General features: G+C 38.5%; 16 protein-coding genes. 12 read left to right on the forward strand and 4 right to left on the reverse strand.

Going from position 1 to position 17,861, the window contains the following annotated elements; translation table 11 throughout:
- Positions 1-45 precede the first annotated feature (45 nt).
- Positions 46-1,182: an NHL repeat-containing protein gene (locus tag BUA60_RS10220; protein ID WP_143153167.1), complete on the reverse strand. Its 1,137-nt coding sequence runs from the start codon at positions 1,180-1,182 to the stop codon at positions 46-48.
- Positions 1,183-1,513: 331 nt separating this feature from the next.
- Here BUA60_RS10220 and BUA60_RS10225 point away from each other — a divergent pair, with 331 nt between their 5' ends.
- Together BUA60_RS10225 and BUA60_RS10230 are read left to right on the forward strand one after the other, a co-directional pair.
- Complete coding sequence (locus BUA60_RS10225; RefSeq protein WP_084532558.1) at positions 1,514-2,008, forward strand: MarR family winged helix-turn-helix transcriptional regulator; 495 nt, start codon at positions 1,514-1,516, stop codon at positions 2,006-2,008.
- Positions 1,989-2,234 carry a YgjV family protein gene (locus BUA60_RS10230; protein ID WP_072861693.1) on the forward strand — a complete coding sequence of 82 codons (246 nt, stop codon included), beginning with the start codon at positions 1,989-1,991 and terminating at the stop codon, positions 2,232-2,234. The genes BUA60_RS10225 and BUA60_RS10230 overlap by 20 nt, the downstream gene beginning before the upstream one ends.
- Positions 2,235-2,288: 54 nt before the next feature.
- Here BUA60_RS10230 and kbl read toward each other — a convergent pair whose 3' ends face one another.
- Both kbl and BUA60_RS10240 read right to left on the reverse strand, forming a co-directional pair.
- Entirely contained in the window at positions 2,289-3,476 is a 1,188-nt protein-coding gene (kbl, locus tag BUA60_RS10235) for a glycine C-acetyltransferase (RefSeq protein WP_072861694.1), read from the reverse strand.
- A gap of 71 nt (positions 3,477-3,547) precedes the next feature.
- Positions 3,548-4,498 carry an NAD-dependent epimerase/dehydratase family protein gene (locus tag BUA60_RS10240; protein ID WP_072861695.1) on the reverse strand — a complete coding sequence of 317 codons (951 nt, stop codon included), beginning with the start codon at positions 4,496-4,498 and terminating at the stop codon, positions 3,548-3,550.
- A 181-nt stretch (positions 4,499-4,679) separates the two neighbouring features.
- Here BUA60_RS10240 and BUA60_RS10245 point away from each other — a divergent pair, with 181 nt between their 5' ends.
- Positions 4,680-5,141 carry an Lrp/AsnC family transcriptional regulator gene (locus BUA60_RS10245; RefSeq protein ID WP_072861696.1) on the forward strand — a complete coding sequence of 154 codons (462 nt, stop codon included), beginning with the start codon at positions 4,680-4,682 and terminating at the stop codon, positions 5,139-5,141.
- A gap of 84 nt (positions 5,142-5,225) precedes the next feature.
- A complete protein-coding gene (locus BUA60_RS10250; protein ID WP_072861697.1) occupies positions 5,226-6,230 on the forward strand; it encodes a 2-hydroxyacid dehydrogenase in 1,005 nt (334 codons plus the stop codon).
- Between the two features lie 187 nt (positions 6,231-6,417).
- On the opposite strand, the gene BUA60_RS10255 is transcribed toward BUA60_RS10250, so the two are convergent.
- Positions 6,418-8,601, reverse strand: a complete 2,184-nt coding sequence (locus BUA60_RS10255) for an alpha/beta hydrolase family protein (RefSeq protein ID WP_072861698.1) — start codon at positions 8,599-8,601, stop codon at positions 6,418-6,420.
- Positions 8,602-8,817: 216 nt separating this feature from the next.
- Between BUA60_RS10255 and BUA60_RS10260 the strand changes: the two genes are divergently transcribed.
- The 8 genes from BUA60_RS10260 to BUA60_RS10295 all read left to right on the forward strand — a co-directional run bounded on the left by BUA60_RS10260 (position 8,818) and on the right by BUA60_RS10295 (position 17,630).
- A complete protein-coding gene (locus BUA60_RS10260; RefSeq protein ID WP_143153168.1) occupies positions 8,818-9,744 on the forward strand; it encodes a hypothetical protein in 927 nt (308 codons plus the stop codon).
- A gap of 4 nt (positions 9,745-9,748) precedes the next feature.
- The gene (locus BUA60_RS10265) at positions 9,749-11,800 is read left to right on the forward strand and encodes an alginate lyase family protein (RefSeq protein ID WP_072861700.1); all 2,052 of its coding nucleotides are present in this window, start codon (positions 9,749-9,751) and stop codon (positions 11,798-11,800) included.
- A 164-nt stretch (positions 11,801-11,964) separates the two neighbouring features.
- Entirely contained in the window at positions 11,965-12,936 is a 972-nt protein-coding gene (locus BUA60_RS10270) for an acyl-CoA thioester hydrolase/BAAT C-terminal domain-containing protein (protein WP_072861701.1), read from the forward strand.
- A 194-nt stretch (positions 12,937-13,130) separates the two neighbouring features.
- Positions 13,131-13,730, forward strand: coding sequence for a hypothetical protein (locus tag BUA60_RS10275; protein ID WP_143153169.1), 600 nt, complete (start codon positions 13,131-13,133; stop codon positions 13,728-13,730).
- Positions 13,731-13,897: 167 nt separating this feature from the next.
- A complete protein-coding gene (locus tag BUA60_RS10280) occupies positions 13,898-14,467 on the forward strand; it encodes a hypothetical protein (protein ID WP_072861703.1) in 570 nt (189 codons plus the stop codon).
- 13 nt (positions 14,468-14,480) lie between these two features.
- Positions 14,481-15,017, forward strand: a complete 537-nt coding sequence (locus BUA60_RS10285) for a GNAT family N-acetyltransferase (protein WP_072861704.1) — start codon at positions 14,481-14,483, stop codon at positions 15,015-15,017.
- Positions 15,018-15,174: 157 nt separating this feature from the next.
- Positions 15,175-15,708 (forward strand): GNAT family N-acetyltransferase, encoded by a 534-nt coding sequence (locus BUA60_RS10290; RefSeq protein ID WP_072861705.1) that lies wholly within the window; start codon positions 15,175-15,177, stop codon positions 15,706-15,708.
- 488 nt (positions 15,709-16,196) lie between these two features.
- Complete coding sequence (locus tag BUA60_RS10295) at positions 16,197-17,630, forward strand: amidohydrolase family protein (protein ID WP_072861706.1); 1,434 nt, start codon at positions 16,197-16,199, stop codon at positions 17,628-17,630.
- Positions 17,631-17,861: the final 231 nt, after the last annotated feature.

Below are 17,861 nucleotides of genomic sequence, written 5' to 3' on the forward strand. Positions count from 1 at the left end.
TTTAAACCAAAATTAAAAGGCCTCCTTTTCTGGGAGGCCATTTTTTTATTTTTCCATCTTCAAGACAGCAAATTTTCCTTTGTTCCAGCCATGTACCAGAAGGTACAATTGTTTGGTTCCGTTTTCCGTAACAATATGCGGCCAAACCTGATGAATATTTGTGAGAACGGGAATATCCAAATCTCCTGGAATAACGGTCGAAAGCAACTTCTCACCGCTATGCACATAGATAGGTGCCGATTTTTGTTCGCCAATGGCCTGCAAGGCATTTAGGAAGTAGTGCTCCGCTTTATAGGAGACATTACATACCAAACTACCTTCAGGAATGTCATTGAAAGTTTCCACAAACTTACCCTTCTTGGTAAATTTCACTACTTGTCCTGCTGCCCTATTGGCCACCAAAATATGTTTCTCGTGGGCATAGATACCATGAGCTGTTTGAAACTGGCCGGGTTTATCTCCTTTTCCTCCCCAGGCTAGTTTTCCCCAGCTCCAAACCCCGTTCTTTTCCTTAATCGTCATCACAAAGTCTCCTGCAGAATAACCATGGGCCACGTATAGGGTACCATTTAGGTAGGTAACATCCGTAACCCCAAAATTACTGTCCTTGGATCCAAAGAACTCATTGGCTTCGGCAAACTTGAATTCACTTCCCGTAGGTTTCAAGACTTCACTAACGATTGTTCCGTCCAAGGTCAATACTAGAACTCTTTTGCCTTCTTGGGCCACCGCAAGGTGTTTTTTGCCTTTGTGGACAAAGAAAACAATACCATGAATATTATCCTTTAAACGTGGATCATTACCAATGGTGGACCATTTGGTTAGATCGGGGCTTATGGCACAGAGTCCGTAGCCCGGTATGCCGGTATAAACAATACCGGTTTCAGGATCTTCATTGAATCCACCGTGCATTCCGGGCTCAAATTCATGGGCTTCTTTTGGGAAGGCCGCCGTTAATTCCTGGTCCCAAGAAAAAATAAATTCACCTTGACCCGTTAGCAGTTTTGCCTGCATGGGAATTTCATCGGAAGCCATAGGGCCATGTGGGTGATGATGGGCCATGTCATTATGTTCATGGGCATGGTGGGTATGATCGTGTTGGGTAGTTTGCGCCATAATGGTAGATGATAGTCCCAAAGAGGAAACAATCGACAATACGGCAAGTGCAGTTCTTTTTTGCATGGTTGGTTCTTTATATTTTTTTTGAAAGTTAAACATTCTAATTCGAATATTCAACTGATAAATATTGCACTATTTCTTAAATCTATTGTTCAATATTTCTTTTAAGACTACATATCAACTACTGTTTACTTTGCAAAAGGTAGATATTAGTTTACTCCATAGTAATGCCCCCTACTTCATTGGCAAACCAGGTATTCAATGCCATTAGCCTGTCTTGATTAATAATATGCCCTACATCATATATTTCTTAACACATAAAAATTTGAAAAATACGTAACTAGTTACGTAAAAATAATTACATTTGCGTAACCAGTTACTTAATAAAGATATCATGAACGACTTTTTAACGGAAATGGAATATGTTGGACTCACCAGTAGGCTTAAGAGATTAAGTGATTCACTACTCTATAGTACCAAGGAACTTTACAAGTCCGAAGGACTGGATATTGAACCCAACTGGAACTTGATCTTTATTCTCCTGCAAGAAAATGAAGCCATGACAATTACAGAAATATCAGAAACATTACAATTCTCACATCCTGCCGTGGTAAAAATCATTAACAAAATGAAAAAAAACGGACATGTAGAAACTAGAACTGATACTGAAGATAAAAGAAAGCAGATCTTAACGCTGACAGAAAAAGCCCATAAACAATTACCCCTTTTTGAAAAATATTGGACCGCAGGAAGACAGACCGTTATGGATCTACTGGAAGATAGTCCCAATTTTTTGGAGGAATTCCTGAAGATTGAAGAAAAAGTGAACCAAAGCGATTATAAGGAAAGAACCTTGAAAAATTTAAACAATGACGAACTTAGTAATTGAGAGCATTGGCTATATCGCCATCCTTACCGGTTTCTTTGCCATTACCAAAAAGGATATGGGCAAATTCCGCCTTTGGCATTTGATTTCCAGTTTTTTCTATATCATTTATGGTGCTATGCTAAATTCCGTGCCCCTTGTTATTGCTGGAATAGTTTTCTGTATCATCCATGTTTATCATTTAATTAAGATGTACGATTCCAACAAGGGGCCAAAACTTAAAACCTAGGGCATTGGTCCACAATAATATCTTTGGTAACCAAAACCATTTCCAAATCCGGACTTAAATCACTTTTAACTCCTTACCTACTTTGGTAAAGGCCTCTACTGCTTTTTCCAAATGGTGCTGCTCATGGGCTGCGGACAACTGTACCCTAATTCTGGCTTTCCCTTTTGGCACTACGGGGTAGAAAAAACCGATTACATAAATTCCCTCCTCCAACAATTTGGCCGCGAACTCTTGGGCCAAGGGAGCTTCATAGAGCATTACCGGAACAATAGGGTGATCGCCAGGTACTATATCGAAACCGGCTGCGGTCATGGCAGATCGAAAATATTTAGTATTTGCCTCCAACTTGTCACGAAGCGCAGTTGAAGAGGAAAGAAGGTCCAATACTTTTATGGAAGCCCCAACGATGGATGGTGCCAAAGTGTTGGAAAACAAATAGGGTCTGGAACGTTGTCTTAGCATTTCCACAATTTCCTTTCTGGCCGCTGTAAATCCTCCAGAAGCTCCACCCAAAGCCTTACCATAGGTACCCGTAATGATATCTATCCTGCCCATTACATTTCTATATTCATGGGAACCACGTCCGGTAGCTCCCAAAAAACCGGTAGAGTGACACTCGTCTATCATAACCATGGCCTCATATTTATCGGCCAAATCGCAGATTTTATCCAATTGTGCAATGGTTCCGTCCATAGAGAAGGAACCATCGGTCACGATCAATATCCTACGGGAACCTTTGGCCGCTTTTAATTGCTCTTCCAAGTCGGCCATGGAATTATGCTCATATCTAAAACGTTTCGCCTTGCACAACCTTATCCCATCTATGATGGAAGCATGGTTCAATGCATCTGAAATAATGGCGTCTTCCGGCCCTAGAATGGGTTCAAACAGACCACCGTTGGCATCAAATGCAGCGGCGTACAATATACAATCCTCCATTCCTAAAAATTCGGCGGTCTTGCGTTCCAATTCCTTATGGATGTCCTGAGTACCACATATAAAACGTACCGAAGATAAGCCATAACCATGGGTGTCAATTGCCTCCTTACCGGCCTTTATAACCTCTGGATGGGCAGAAAGCCCCAAATAATTGTTGGCACAAAAATTCAGGACGTCCTTGGTATTGGTCGTTTGGATCTCGGCCCCTTGTGGGGTCGTAATTATTCTTTCCTCCTTATATAGTCCCTCTGCCTTAATAGCTTCAAGCTCTTCCTGCAATGCGTTTTTTACTGTTGAATACATGTCTATTATTTCTTTTTTATACCCAAACTTGGTCTGGGCATTCTTGTTTTTTTAAAATAGCCCCAAAGGGTCTATTCATGTGGTATATACTGTTCTTTCAGTTTTTCTATCATGGTACTGACAATTCTTTTCAGATCGTATTCCGGCTTCCAACCCCAATCCAAGCTTGCTTCAACGTCGCTTATAGATTTCGGCCAACGGGCGGCAATGTCCTGCCTAAAATCCGGTTCATATTTTACCTTGAATTCTGGATAATGATTACGGATTTCTGTTACAATATCCTCTGGAGAAAAACTACTACCAGCAAGATTATAAGCCGTTCTTATTTTAATGTTCTTTTTAGGCGCCTCCATTAATTCCATAGTTGCCCTAATGGCATCATCCATAAAGATCATAGGCAAGGTAGTATCTTCATTGAGGAAACATACAAATTCTTCTTCCAAGACGGCCTTGTGGAAAATATCCACAGCGTAATCCGTAGTACCTCCACCAGGCAGGGATTGGTAACCTATAACTCCAGGGAATCTAAGGGATCTTACATCCAAACCATATCTTAAAAAATAGTACTGAGCCCATTGTTCTCCTGCCGCCTTGCTCATTCCATATACAGTTGCAGGATTCAGAAATGCGTTGTTGGGCGTATTTACCCAAGGGGCATCTTCTCCAAAAACGGCAATGGAACTTGGAAAGAACACCTTATCCAACTCATGGATTCTAGCTACTTCCAATACATTAAAAAGCATCCTCATATTAAGGTCCCAAGTCCCCAACGGATTTTCTTCTCCCTTGGCAGACAAAATTGCCGCCAAATGATAAATTTGGGTAATCCCGTGTTTGGTAACCACATCGCTCAAATGTATCCTATTAGTAGCATCCAAGACCTCGAAGGTCCCTTTGAAATTATGGGTTTTCTTTATATCTGTAGCCACCACATTATCCGAACCATGATGATGTTGCAACTCTTTTACGAGTACAGTTCCCAATTGTCCATTGGCGCCGATAACTAGAACTTTTGCTTTCATAGTGTACTTTTTTTACTAAATTAACTAAAGTGTTAATTACTGTCGAAATTACAAAATACGATTGCAACATTTAAATAATGGATATAATTAAGTAATTATCACTTGATTATATCAATTAAAAAGTTTTAATTACTTTTATCAATATAAAGATATAAGTTTTAAAGTAATTTTTCCCAACACTATGGAGCAATTAGATCAAACCGATATTACCATTCTAAGGATTTTACAAAAAGATTCCAAAAAAACGGCAAAGGAAATCGCCGCGATCCTTAATCTTACCCCCTCCCCCGTTTACGAAAGAGTTCGTAGACTGGAAAAACAAGGTATTATTAAAAAATATGTGGCCATACTGGACAAAAAGCAAATAGACCGCTCCATAACCGTTATTTGCCAAGTGTCCATGCGATATCACAACGAAGCCTTTATAGAGAAATTTGAGGCACAGGTACAGAGTTTGGATGAAGTACAGGAATGTTACCATTTGGCCGGACAGGTAGATTTTATATTAAAAATCCATACTAGAAGTCTTGAGGAATATCATGACTTTGTTAAGACCAAGCTGTCAAAAATTGAAAATATCGGTGTTCTCAACAGTACCTTTGTACTAAAGGAAATTAAACAATCCTCGGAATACTACATTTAATATCTAGTAGCATTTCTGCTATATTTGTTTTAACCAATAATTTGCCTATTTGAGGAAACCAACCATTACCGATTATACCATAATATGAAAATAGTAAGAACCGATATGGAGCTCGAAACTCCATTTGTAGACGAAACCCTTAGGAAAAATGGACATGATCTGGTTTTGCTCCCTGATGGGGTATCAGAAGAAAACCTAATGAAAGAATTAGAGGATTGCGACATCCTTTTAATGTGCTACACCCCTATTACCAAGAATGTCATAGATTCGGCAAAAAGGCTCAAGGCAATTATAAAATATGGGGTTGGAATAGATGCAATAGATATCCCTGCTGCCAACGCACGGGGCATCGTAGTGGTCAATATTCCGGAATACGCAGAGGAGACTGTAGCAGAAGGGGCATTTGCCATGCTTATTGCACTGGCCAAAAAGCTGCCAACGCTACAAAAACAAATGAACAGCAAAGCTTGGGTATGGCCAAGTAGCGAGTGGTTGGGACATGATATTGCCAGAAAAACACTCGGTATCATTGGTTGTGGTAAAATAGGAAGTAGCATGGCAAGGATGGCGGGTCCGGGTTTTAAGGCAAGAGTTATTGGTTACGACCCCAGCAAATCCGAAGAGGAATTGGCAAAAAGGGGTATTCAGAAATATGATGACCTCTCCGAAATGCTTAAGGAGTGCGATTTTATTTCCGTTCATGCCGTTTTGAACAATGAAACCAAACATCTGATTGGGTCCAAGGAGTTTTCGGTAATGAAAGAAACCGCTATCATTATCAATTCTGCCCGAGGTGCCTTGATAGAGGAATTGGCACTCTTGAATGCCTTGGAGAAAAAACAAATTGCCGGCGCTGGACTTGATGTATACAGCCAGGAGCCATTGAACAAAATGAACCATCCGTTAAAAAAGCTTTACGAAATGGACAATGTGATCCTACTGCCCCACTTGACTTTTTATACCCATGAAGCAATGCATAGACTTGAATTGGAGACCATGGAGAGAATTACAGAGGTCATGGAAAATAAGCCGGTCACTATTAAATCCAAAGACCCGCGACTTCAAAATCAGCCGAAGGCACAGCAATAAATTAGTTGATTTCTACCTTATAAAGTTTCCCGATTTTTACTTTACCATGGATATGGTGATATTTTGTAATTAATATGGGTTTTAAACCCACCTCCAGTTGAATCATAACCTAGTTTTCTTTATGACCTACTAGGCCCAGAATTCCCAGTGAAGGCAATAGATTTATTTACATGACACTAATGGTTACTTAAAGGTTGGATAGGAATTTATCAAGTGTATCCATTGTTCCCTCTTCTGATTCAATCTTTTCTATGGCGAAATTATTGGCCTTGTTCAAGGATTTATAATGTTCCTTCACAAAATCATAGGCCTGCGAGTACACAGAGTCCATTGCTCCTCCATCCGCCTCCACAACCAGCATCAATTTTCGTGGAGCAAAAGCGGCAGTCAAATCGGGTAGGTCGTAATGTGGTAAGGCCCCAGCAACCGTAAAAGGTATATGGGCAGGGTTATAGTCTTTGTTGGAAACAACGTATTGGAAAGAAGGCATCGGGTCCAAAAACAGCATGCTCTTAAAATCTATTCCTAAGGCCGCAGCATGTAATAAACTGGAATTAAAGCCCCCTTTAGATATTCCCATAAATTCTTTATCGTCCAATTTTAAATCTGCCTTGCAAACTTCCAGCAGCGTTTCTATGGCCTCCACATGTAAGGAAATCGTACTTTTTCCGTTCAATATCCCTGCAAACCATTGATTGTAGGAGGTATTTTCAAAATAGGCATCACCTTTTAAATACCCAGGCCCCAATTCACCGTAGCCAGGAAGATCAGGGACAATTACGGTAATACCTTTTTTGGCCATTTCTATGGGAATGGCATATGCTGCGTCCGACTTTTTATTCGCCAAATCATCAAGATATAGGACCGACCGTTTGGTGGATTGCTTGGGCACAAAGGCTACGAAGGGAATAAGGTTGTTCCCTGGCAGCTCTATCAAATATTTATTGAGGTAATAGGTTTCGAACTCTGTTTGTCCTGAAAAAAGCAATTCGCCTTTTCTGGTACTTTGGCTATACCCCGTTATTGTCTGAACTTTTTGTTTTAAATCGATTAAATGTTGGTCCATATTCTGCCTACTCCCCTTCAATACCTCCATATTTTTCTTTGTCAGATCGCTATTTACATCAAACAAAAATTTGCGGCCTACCGATGTTGAAAGTTGACCCGTTTCCGTAACATACAATTCCTCTACTGGAAAAATAACTACTTCCTCATCCTTGGGATCTCCGGGATTGTCCAAATGCTTTTGAAAAAAAGCATACATGGCTTCCCTATTTTTTAGGGTAGATTGATGCCCTGCATTGTCCTCCACCATCATGAGATTTTCTGACATGTCAAAGGCTTTGTAGGTCAATTTCGCTTCCCGATAGGTATCCCGTGCCCCTTGAATACTAAAAATATCACGAGTTGTGGTGATCATCAAAGTTGGTTTTGGTGCCCTTACCTCTAAAAGATCGGCATGGTCCAAACCGAGTTGGATACCTCTGGGGAAATTCTGCTCAGCATCTTGCGGCCCTCCAGATTTTAATTGGTATTCCATACTGGTGATATAACATTCCGGGGCTGAAGCTTTAATACGCTCATCGAAGGCCGCAATGTGGGAAGACTGTGTTCCCCCTCCAGACCTACCAGTAATACCAATACGTTTTGGATCCACTTCCTTACGGCTAAGTAAATAATCTACTGCTCTAATTCCATCCCAAATCATATATTTACCAGTGGATTCCCCGTTGACAAACAACTGTGCCCCGGGATAGGAATGCTCACGCGTTGGACTAAAGCGTGACTTGCCCTGGTTCTGATCAAAATACTGCGATCTTTCCCCTTGCCCATAGGGATCAAATGCAAACACAGCAAAGCCCTTTTTTACCAGATTGAGAATAACATGTTGATAGATATCACTTCTAAAAGCCAAATCGCTATGACCACTGCAATATATTATAGTCGGCAGGTTCCTCCTTTTGCCTTGAGGAATAAAAAAAGCAGCTGTTACCTTTACCCCCGGCATAGATTCGAAATATAATTTTTCTATGCTATACCCATCCTTTTTAATCCTTTTGGTAATTACAGGATTTAACGGGGTCTTTACAGGAAAGTCCCCTATAGACGCGTGCAACCTCTCTTTTATTACTTGCTGATGACCTTCCCAATCATTTTTCGTTTGCAGCTTCGATATGGATTCCTTTCGTTTGATAAGACTTTGAAACGATATTTCGGCCTGTTCCTTGTAAAGTTGATTCTCTGCATCCGAATAATATTTCCAAAAATCCAAGATGGAATAATTGGTTTGGGACCAACCATTACTGGAGTTAAATAAAAACATTAGCATTATTCCAAGGGTAAGGACTTGAGGTTTATATATTTTGAACATAATGGAATTTTGGATAAAAATTGAAAAAAATCAGTTCCAAGATAGATATTTAATCGTTTAAACTATAAAAATTGCCCATATTTACATTTCAAAACAATAGGACTTTGGCCCATTAGGTTGAAAATGAATAGGCATGCCTTGGTTATATTTTTGTTAATGGCGATGGTACACCATAAAGAAGCTCAATAAATTGATAAGAACTAAATTGATTTTGTTTTGGAAGCACTAGGTCGATTCTTAAGGATGTTTCTGATAGCCAATTTTTTGGTATATCCAATACTGGGCTTTGGGCAGCAGCTAGCCAATGTACCCCAAGCTTTTGATGCAATTAGTGTGGAACCGGAAGTGATCCTCATCAACAACAGAATTAAAGTGCCTCACCGCCATGGTCATTTTCAAGGGGTGCAACTCATAAATAAAAACGGAACAGAAAAATTGCTTGTTTCCGGGAGTTCCCGATCCAAGGCCTATGTATTACAGATAGATCTAACCACACGTAAATCTGAATCCGTATTTACGCTAATGAAAGATCCTTTCCGGCATGCCGGGGGGATTCAAGTCAGTGAACCTTATATGATTGTTGGCATTGAGGACAATATCCTTAAAACCACTTCCAAGGTTTGCCTTTACAATTACCAAAATAATGATTTGGCCAAGGCCCAGCCCAGTGTTACCATAGCCAGGGAAGGCGAACCTAAACGGCAAACCGCCGGAGCAACGGGATTATTGGCCTTAGATAATCATTATTTGGCAGTAGTAGCAAATTGGGACTCCCGCAACTGGGACTTCTACTATATAAAACCTAATAATGGGGAACATAAATTCCTGTATAGTTTTACTGCACCCGAGGAATGGGGAGGTTACCAGGCCATTAACCTTATCAAAGACGGCACAGCCATTTATGCCCTAGGCTTTTATAAGAAGGATTCTCTAGGGACAGCAGATTTGATCCTTGTGAGCAAACTTGAATCTTTTGAGCCCATTATGCAGAAAATCCGTTCCAAAACCTTTGTCTGCAAAAATGGGGTCGATTTTAATTCGGCCGTTGGGCTTCAGGTAGACCGGGAAGGAAAGCTTCACATTTGGAGTACCCAGGCGGATACAGCCAAAACCATCGCCATAAACAAATTTAGTCAACCATAAGTCTATGTTCAAGATCATCAAGCCCTTATCACTATTTATTTTCATTTTCTGCATCCAAAAAAATGTTACCGCACAGCAAGATTGGAAGGCCATCAATACCGTTGAAGAAGTATGCTCCATTTACCCCTGGACCATAGCAAACATGCTGGATCAATTTAATCTTGACTATCCTGGGTTGGAGAAAGTGAAACAGGCACATATCAGCGGGAATATGGTACAGGCATGCCATGAATTATTGGACTATTATAAAAACGCCAGTACGGCAATGGACCTACGCAAAACACAACCTGCAAAAACCAACCTCAGTATAGCGGAGATCGATACCATTTTAAACAATGTTTTTGTGGTGCAAAATGTACGGGGAAAGGTTCCCTATCTTGAAGATGGGCATCGCGACTGGTACTACAAAGGCCCCAATAACGATAAGGAATGGGCTTGGCTTTCCAATAGGCACAGTCAGTTAAACAGAGTGTTCCACACTTATCTGGAAACCGGCAACCCAAAATATGCCCAATACATAGACCTATTTTTAAAAGATTTTATCATCATGGGAATGCCCTATCCCGGGGTAAAAACTAGCACTTCCGTTTGGCGTGGATTGGAGGTTGCTGCCCGTGCCAAGATATGGTCCAGAATATTTTATGGCTTATTGGAGAGCGAATATATTTCCCCTGCCACACAACTACTAATGCTCAGTAGTTTACCCGATCATGCCCATTACAATAGAAATTTTCACAGCAGCAATAATTGGCTTACCATGGAAATTTCTGCTTTGGCTACTGTTGCGGCCTATTTTCCAGAATATAAAAATGCGGAAGAATGGTTGGACTATGCCATTGAAACTATGGTGGAAAGCATGAAAGATCAGGTATATCCAGATGGGGTACAAACCGAACTAAGTTCGCATTACCATAATGTATCCCTAAACAATTTTGAACTTTTCAAGGAAATCTGCGAGAGGGCCAATAAGAAGTTGCCCGATTTCTACAACCGTACCATTGAGGCCATGTATGGATACATTGCCCATATGGTAAGACCAAGTGGTTATAGAATAATGAACAATGACGGAGATAGGGGCAGTGATCACAGCCTTATAATGAAAGGCGCCCAAAAATTTGATCATGAAGATTGGGAATACATTGTCACCAATGGAGAAACAGGTCGCCAGCCAATGGATGGCCCCTCCTATTTTTATCCTTGGGCAGGGCATTTTGTTTCCCGAAGTGGCTTCGACCGGGATGCCCATTGGTCGTTTTTTGATATAGGACCTTGGGGCAGTGGCCATCAACATAACGACAAGGTACACCTTTCTGTTTCGGCTTATGGAAAGGATTTTCTGGTAGACTCGGGAAGATTCGCCTATACCGGTGAGGTAGCTGAAAAATTCCGTCCCTATGCCAAAAGCAGTGCCGCACACAATATTTTATTGATAGACGGCAAGGGTCAGGTAAATGGACCACCGCTGGCGGAAAAGCCATTGGGAGAAGAACAGTATAAAATAACAACAAGTTTTGACTATGCCAGCAATTCTTTTGATGCGTTTATGGATTTGGAAGGCGCTGTAAAACATACCCGGGCAGTTTTGTATGTACGTGGAGAATTTTGGGTAGTGGTAGATAGGGTGGAAACGGACAGGCCACGCACCGTTGAAGCCCTTTGGCACTGGCATCCTGATAATATGATGGAAAAAGAAAGGTCCATTGTGAAGACGATTAATGCAAGGGGAAACCTCGCAATTATCCCTGTAGGTAGGCAAAAAATTAACCCAAAGTTTATCAAAGGGCAGGAAACACCAGAAATCCAAGGCTGGTATAGTCCGGAATACAATATTTATGAACCCAATATAACAAGTTCATATACTACCAATATAACTTCCGATGCTACTTTTGTTTGGTTACTTATGCCTTCAGAAAAAGCTATTCCGAAAATAAAGGCGAAGATAGAATCGGAGAATTCGGAAGGAATTACGCTTAGTGTATCTGCCAAGGATAAGAAATGGCTGCTCAGCATTCCTTTTTACAAAAGTGCCAATGCAGCAATGGAGAAATCACATTAATATAGTTTGGCAAAATCCAGGCTTGATAAAAACACCTACGGCAATCCTGAATTTTTAGTCTAAATACGGGGCAAAACACAAATGGATTTTAAAGATTTCCTATATTGGGTGTATTAAAAATATATGATCTATGGTCATATATAATTGCTAGCTACAACCATTAAATGATCAAAAACAGAAAATACATTATTGGGATCGGAATACTAATATTCTTAATTGCTGCATATTTTATAGCGGACAGTATTCTATTTAGTGGTGTAAAGCCAAGACCCATAAATGAAAATGGTTTTCAGGCAAATTATTTTGTAAAAACCGATACCAAGAAAAAAGTATCAATAGTTTTGATTGGAGGAGGACCCTGGGGAGATTACTGGGGGCAACAGTTTGCGAACAGCGGATATAGTGGTTTATCATTACCATATACCCAAAGGGAAGGCTTACCCAAATTACCCGAGGAAATTAATTTAGAATATTTTGAAAAAGCTTTGGCATGGTTAAAAATACAGCCAGAAGTTGATCCAAATAAAATAATTGTAATGGGAGCATCGAGAAATGCGGAATTAGCTTTAGTCCTTGCTTCCATATTCCCTGAATCTATTAGTGGAGTTGTTGCCTACGCACCAAGCGCTGTCTCTTGGTCAAATACAGTTTTACCATACAATTCCAACGAATTGAAATCGAGCTGGAAATATAAAGGGGTTGATATTCCATACGTGCCTATGAATAAGATCTCAGGAAACGAATCGAATAAAATTAAAATGGTAGAGTATTGGAAAAAGGGGTTGCAAAAAACAGATTTCATTGAACAAGCGGCTATCAAAGTAGAAAAGATCAATGGACCTATTCTACTTTTTTCTGGACACGATGATCAGGTTTGGCCATCATCCATAATGGCAGATATGATAGAAAAAAGATTGGAAGCCAATAGTTTTAAATACTCTTTTCAGAATATAAAATATGAAAACGCTGGACACTTAATTTCTAGTAATCCCGATGACAATACCAGTTATAGAACTGGAACAATTAATATTAGTGGAAAAAATTATGAATATGAATTTGGCGGAAATGACGATGGAGATTTTAAAGCTAAACGAGACGCCAAAATGAAATTGATGGAATTTTTGGAAAAGATTTAAATGTTGACATTAAAACCTTTGAAGTAATGAAGGCCCCGGTTTCTATTCCAAAATTTTGTCCAAATTTCCGAAATCTCAAAATCGGAAAGGTTTTGTTATCTGATTTGCGGAAAGCAAACGATAGTTTGCTCTCCTACTTTTAATAACCCAACCGTTTTGCTCTATGATGGGAAACCGTAATAAAGATTTATAAAGTGGAGATATTTCATGGAACTTGGTTAATGATTAAAAAAGGGTCCGATTATTGTCCGCCTGAATTTATTGAATTTGAAAACACCCAAATTATTCACTTTAAGTTAGAGAAAATAAGCGTTGACGGATTAACAGAAAAAGTACATGAAAGGAATGAAAATTTTTCTGAAACCAAATGTGTGTTTATAAATGAAAATCGGATAAGAATATTCAGAATGGGAAAAACCCATACAGCCATTAGCGAAACAGAATCGCTTACAGCTGATACTGAATTCGCTACGGATTACGAAAGAATAAGACCTACAAAAACAAAATTGACCGCAAAGAAAATTCAGGAACTCGAATTCGAAGCTGAATGGAATGATGAAAAATTCCCCTTCGTGTTTAATAAGATTTTGGATAATCCAACAATAAATAAAATCAACAAAAGACTTAATATAGAGGGTCAAAAATTAGTGTTGGAAAAACTTCAGGGAACATATTTTGCTTCGATGTATGAAAATGGAGAAAGAAGTACACTTATCGGAATTAAGGAAATTGACGAGGAAAAAGCAATTCTTTTTGGTTTTCCCGAAACACCCTATCAAATAACAGCAAAATGATTAAAAATATCATAGACGGGACAATGCGTAAATTCTACCGGAATTACCAACGTTAGTGCCAAACCAAAAGTCAATGTATAGACACCCTTAACTAACGGTTATACGAGATTGTAGTTGGACCTTTTTTGAAGAATATTTTGCATGGAAAAAACAAAAATTTTGAATAAATGAAATCAAATTTGCACCCTCTTAAAATGACAAAATTACTTTTTCTATTTACAGTAATCATTAGTACAGGATGTAAGGAAAAACATTCAGAATCAATAGTTGGAACACAGTTTAAAGATTATTGGAGTTTAAACCAACTAGCCAATTTTGAAAAGGTATCCGATACTACTTTTTTTAATGATGAAATTGAACCTAAATTCAAATTACTTCATTTAAAAAATAAAAACAGAGACCTTGTTATCTATTCCAGGATCCAGTATGACTCTAAAAATAACAGGATTTACAAAGTATTGGATACCTTATCATTTTTGACTTCTGACAATAGTGAAAAACTAACAATTGGTTATTGTGAAATTGACTTAAAAAATAATAACAAGGGTAACATAATTGCATTCATTGAAAAAACCGATGATGAAAATATGTTTATCGAAAAAATAATGGAGGCATGGGTTGCCAACCCCGTTTCTGAACGAATTGAAAAATTAAAAAATATTGATAAAGTGGATTGTTTCAATGATTCATACAACGGATATGAAACCAAAATAAATTACGATCTTTTAAATAATTAAAACCGAACATAAAATGAAAAGTACATTTCCAGCTCTAGAATCTGAAAGGGTAGCCCTAAGACAATTTGTTGATTCGGATTTGGGAAATGTTTTTAAAGGGCTTTCACACCCCGATATTATTAAGTACTACGGAATTAGTTTTAATAGTATGGAAGCAACGAAAGAACAAATGGCCTGGTTTGCCGACCTGGAAAAAAATGAAACCGGAATTTGGTGGGCTATTTGCTCAAAAGAGGATGGCAGATTTCTTGGAGCAGGAGGATTAAACAATATCAGTAAAGAAAATAGAAAGGCAGAAATCGGTTTTTGGCTGATGCCAGAAAATTGGGGAAAAGGACTTATGACCGAGGTAATGCCCCTAATCCTTAATCACGCATTCACTAGTATAGGATTACATAGAATTGAAGGTTTTGTGGAGACTAAAAATGTGAATTGTAAAAAAGCTCTTGCTAAACTAAAATTCAATTGGGAAGGAACTATGCAAGATTGTGAAATTAAAAATGGAGAATTTATTAGTTTAGATATTTACTCAAAATTAGTTGATAAATGAAACGTCTTGCAACAGGGTGTTTGAAACATTCCCCATAAGAGTTAAAACGAAAGTTTGCGAATATTTGTAATGAGCGGCAAACAAAATAAAAGGCGATAGCAAAATGTTACTGCAAGTATCCTATCCCCATTACATATACTAACCATTGGCTATAATTATGAATAAAATCCATCTCCAAATAATAGCACAAAAAGAGGCGAAAGAATTATTTAGCCTGATAAACAGAAATAAGAAAAGATTAGCTAGATATTTTCCCCTTACCTTAAAAAAGAACGAAAATATTGGTTCGACTATCAATTATTTAAAGGAGTTAACGCAAAAAACAAAAAAGAAGGAAATTTATGCCTTGGGAATTTATTCCCAACAAGATTTGATAGGTATGATGTTTGTTAAAAATATCGATTGGCGGGTTCCAAAATGTGAATTAGGTTATTTTATAGACAAGGCATATGAAGGAAAAGGAATAATGTCCATAGCCATTGATGAAACCATTAAATATTGCTTTGAAAATCTGAAGATGGAAAAAATATTTTTAAGAATTGGAACTGAAAATATTGGTAGTAAACGCGTAGCCGAAAAAAAAGGATTTGAATTGGAAGGAATATTGCGCAGAGAATTTAGATTGGAGACCAAGGAATTAGTAGATGTAGAATATTATGGAAAATTAAAGACTCCTCCCAAAAATTCATAACCGCTTCTTGATCTAAAATTAGCAATTTAAAACCTGTAACGCATGGTTCTAGGAGACTATTGTACTTAATTGCCAAAATAGATTGTATTAAATCTGAAATTGGATTTGAAAATATTGTATTAAGTCACATCTTTACGCCTCTCATGAAGAAATCTATACTATTTTATATAGCTTTATCAGGAGTATTCGCCAGTGCACAATCTTAGGTCAAATTATTTTCCCCATCAATATCATCTACGGATTACTGAATCAGAAAGATAGAACCAATAGCTAGTACAGATCTCAATTTGGTCCTCACCTATTCCTAAGAAAAAACTTCTTGCTTTTTGTCCGTCACTATTCCTATCCTGTATAACCCTCCTAGACCTAAAATCCTGACAGGCCTGAATTTCTAGGTTCAATTGGGCAGGTTCGATATGTATTTACTAAATTAGTTACCAAAACATTAATATTAATTTTACACCAGCATTTTAGCGCCTATTGGATAAATGAAACTATTGAAACGTCTTTTGAAAATTTTCTTTGGGATTGTTGGTATGGTGATTATAGCTGCCATCATTGCATTGGGGCTGGACAAAATGGGGACGCGTTATTTGAAAATCAAGAATGTGCCGGCTTCCAATAACTCAACCTATCTTATAACCAATGTAAACATAATCCCAATGCTTCAAGATACTGTCTTGGCCAATAAAATGGTGTATATCCAAGATGGTATCATTAAAAGTATCTCCGAAAGCCTACCCGACAAAGAAGTAGAGATTGTTGATGCCCAAGGTAAATTTCTACTCCCCGGACTCATAGACATGCATGTGCACGTATGGGACAAATACGAACTTGGACTGTACCTTGCCAATGGTGTCACTGCGGTTAGAAATGTATGGGGTATACCAATGCATTTAAGGATCAAGGAAGACGTAAACAATGACAAAATACTTTCCCCCCACTTTTACACAACGGGGCCAAAGCTCACAGGGCCGGAATTTATAGGTGACGATAATTTAAATTTAACAAGTCCCAGTGAAGCCAAAGATAAAGTGATTTCATATAAGGACAGAGGCTATGATTTTATTAAAACCTATTACGGCTTGAACAGGGATATATTTGATGCCGTTGTAGAACAGGCTGCCATTTCCAAAATGGATATCGTTGCCCACCCTTCACAGAAAGTGCCCTTTTCATATCACTTAAACCCACAGATCAAATCTATGGAACACGCCGAAGAAATTGTGCAACAACCTTTGCAGTTCAATTTAGACACCATTAAACTACAATCTATAATCGATTCTCTTTCCAATTCAAAACATAGCAGTTATTGCCCAACGCTAACGGTGTTCAACAATATTTATCAGATGATGATAAATGATTCCATTTTAGAGGCGGAACCCTTATCCTATATGAATCCACTCATCAAAAAAGTAGATAGTAAAAATCAATTTAACCGCTGGCACAATGCCAAGATGGAAGATTTCAGTGTGGTGGATAGAATAAAAAATCAGCACGATTTTCATTTGGAAATCGTTGCCCAACTCCACAAGGCCGGGGTTCCAATTATATGTGGAACCGATGCAGGAATAGGAGTTACACTGCCTGGATTTTCAATTCATAAAGAACTTGCATTTTACAAAGAGGCAGGACTTTCCAATTACGAAGTTTTGAAAACGGCCACGGTAAATGCTGCTCAAACACATTCCATTATGAACCAACTGGGAACTATTGAAGAGGGTAAGGTAGCCAATTTGCTACTGGTAGATAATAACCCATTAATGGAATTATCCACATTGGAAAACCCTTCATCCATTTTTATTAAAGGAAGGAAGATAAATAGAAAGACCCTCCTTTCCTTTAAAGAAAAGGCCAAGAATCGGAAAAATTTAATAGCCTCAGCACTGACGTACTTGGAGAATTTGCTCATTGAAAAATAGATTATCGCCCATAATTAACCTATAATCACAACAGCCGGAAGGATTGTTGTTTACTATCAACAATTAAACAAATAAATAACCATGCAAATTACCTCCCAACACATGCAGGATGTACTCTACAAACTGTTCCTAAAGTATAAGTTTCATAAGGAAAAGGCCCAGTTGCTGGCCCAAACCTATACCGAGAGCACCTTAATGTAATTTACTTCAACATGAGATGTTAAGTACGAC

This window comes from Arenibacter palladensis, from assembly GCF_900129275.1.
In the GTDB taxonomy this organism is placed as follows: domain Bacteria; phylum Bacteroidota; class Bacteroidia; order Flavobacteriales; family Flavobacteriaceae; genus Arenibacter; species Arenibacter palladensis.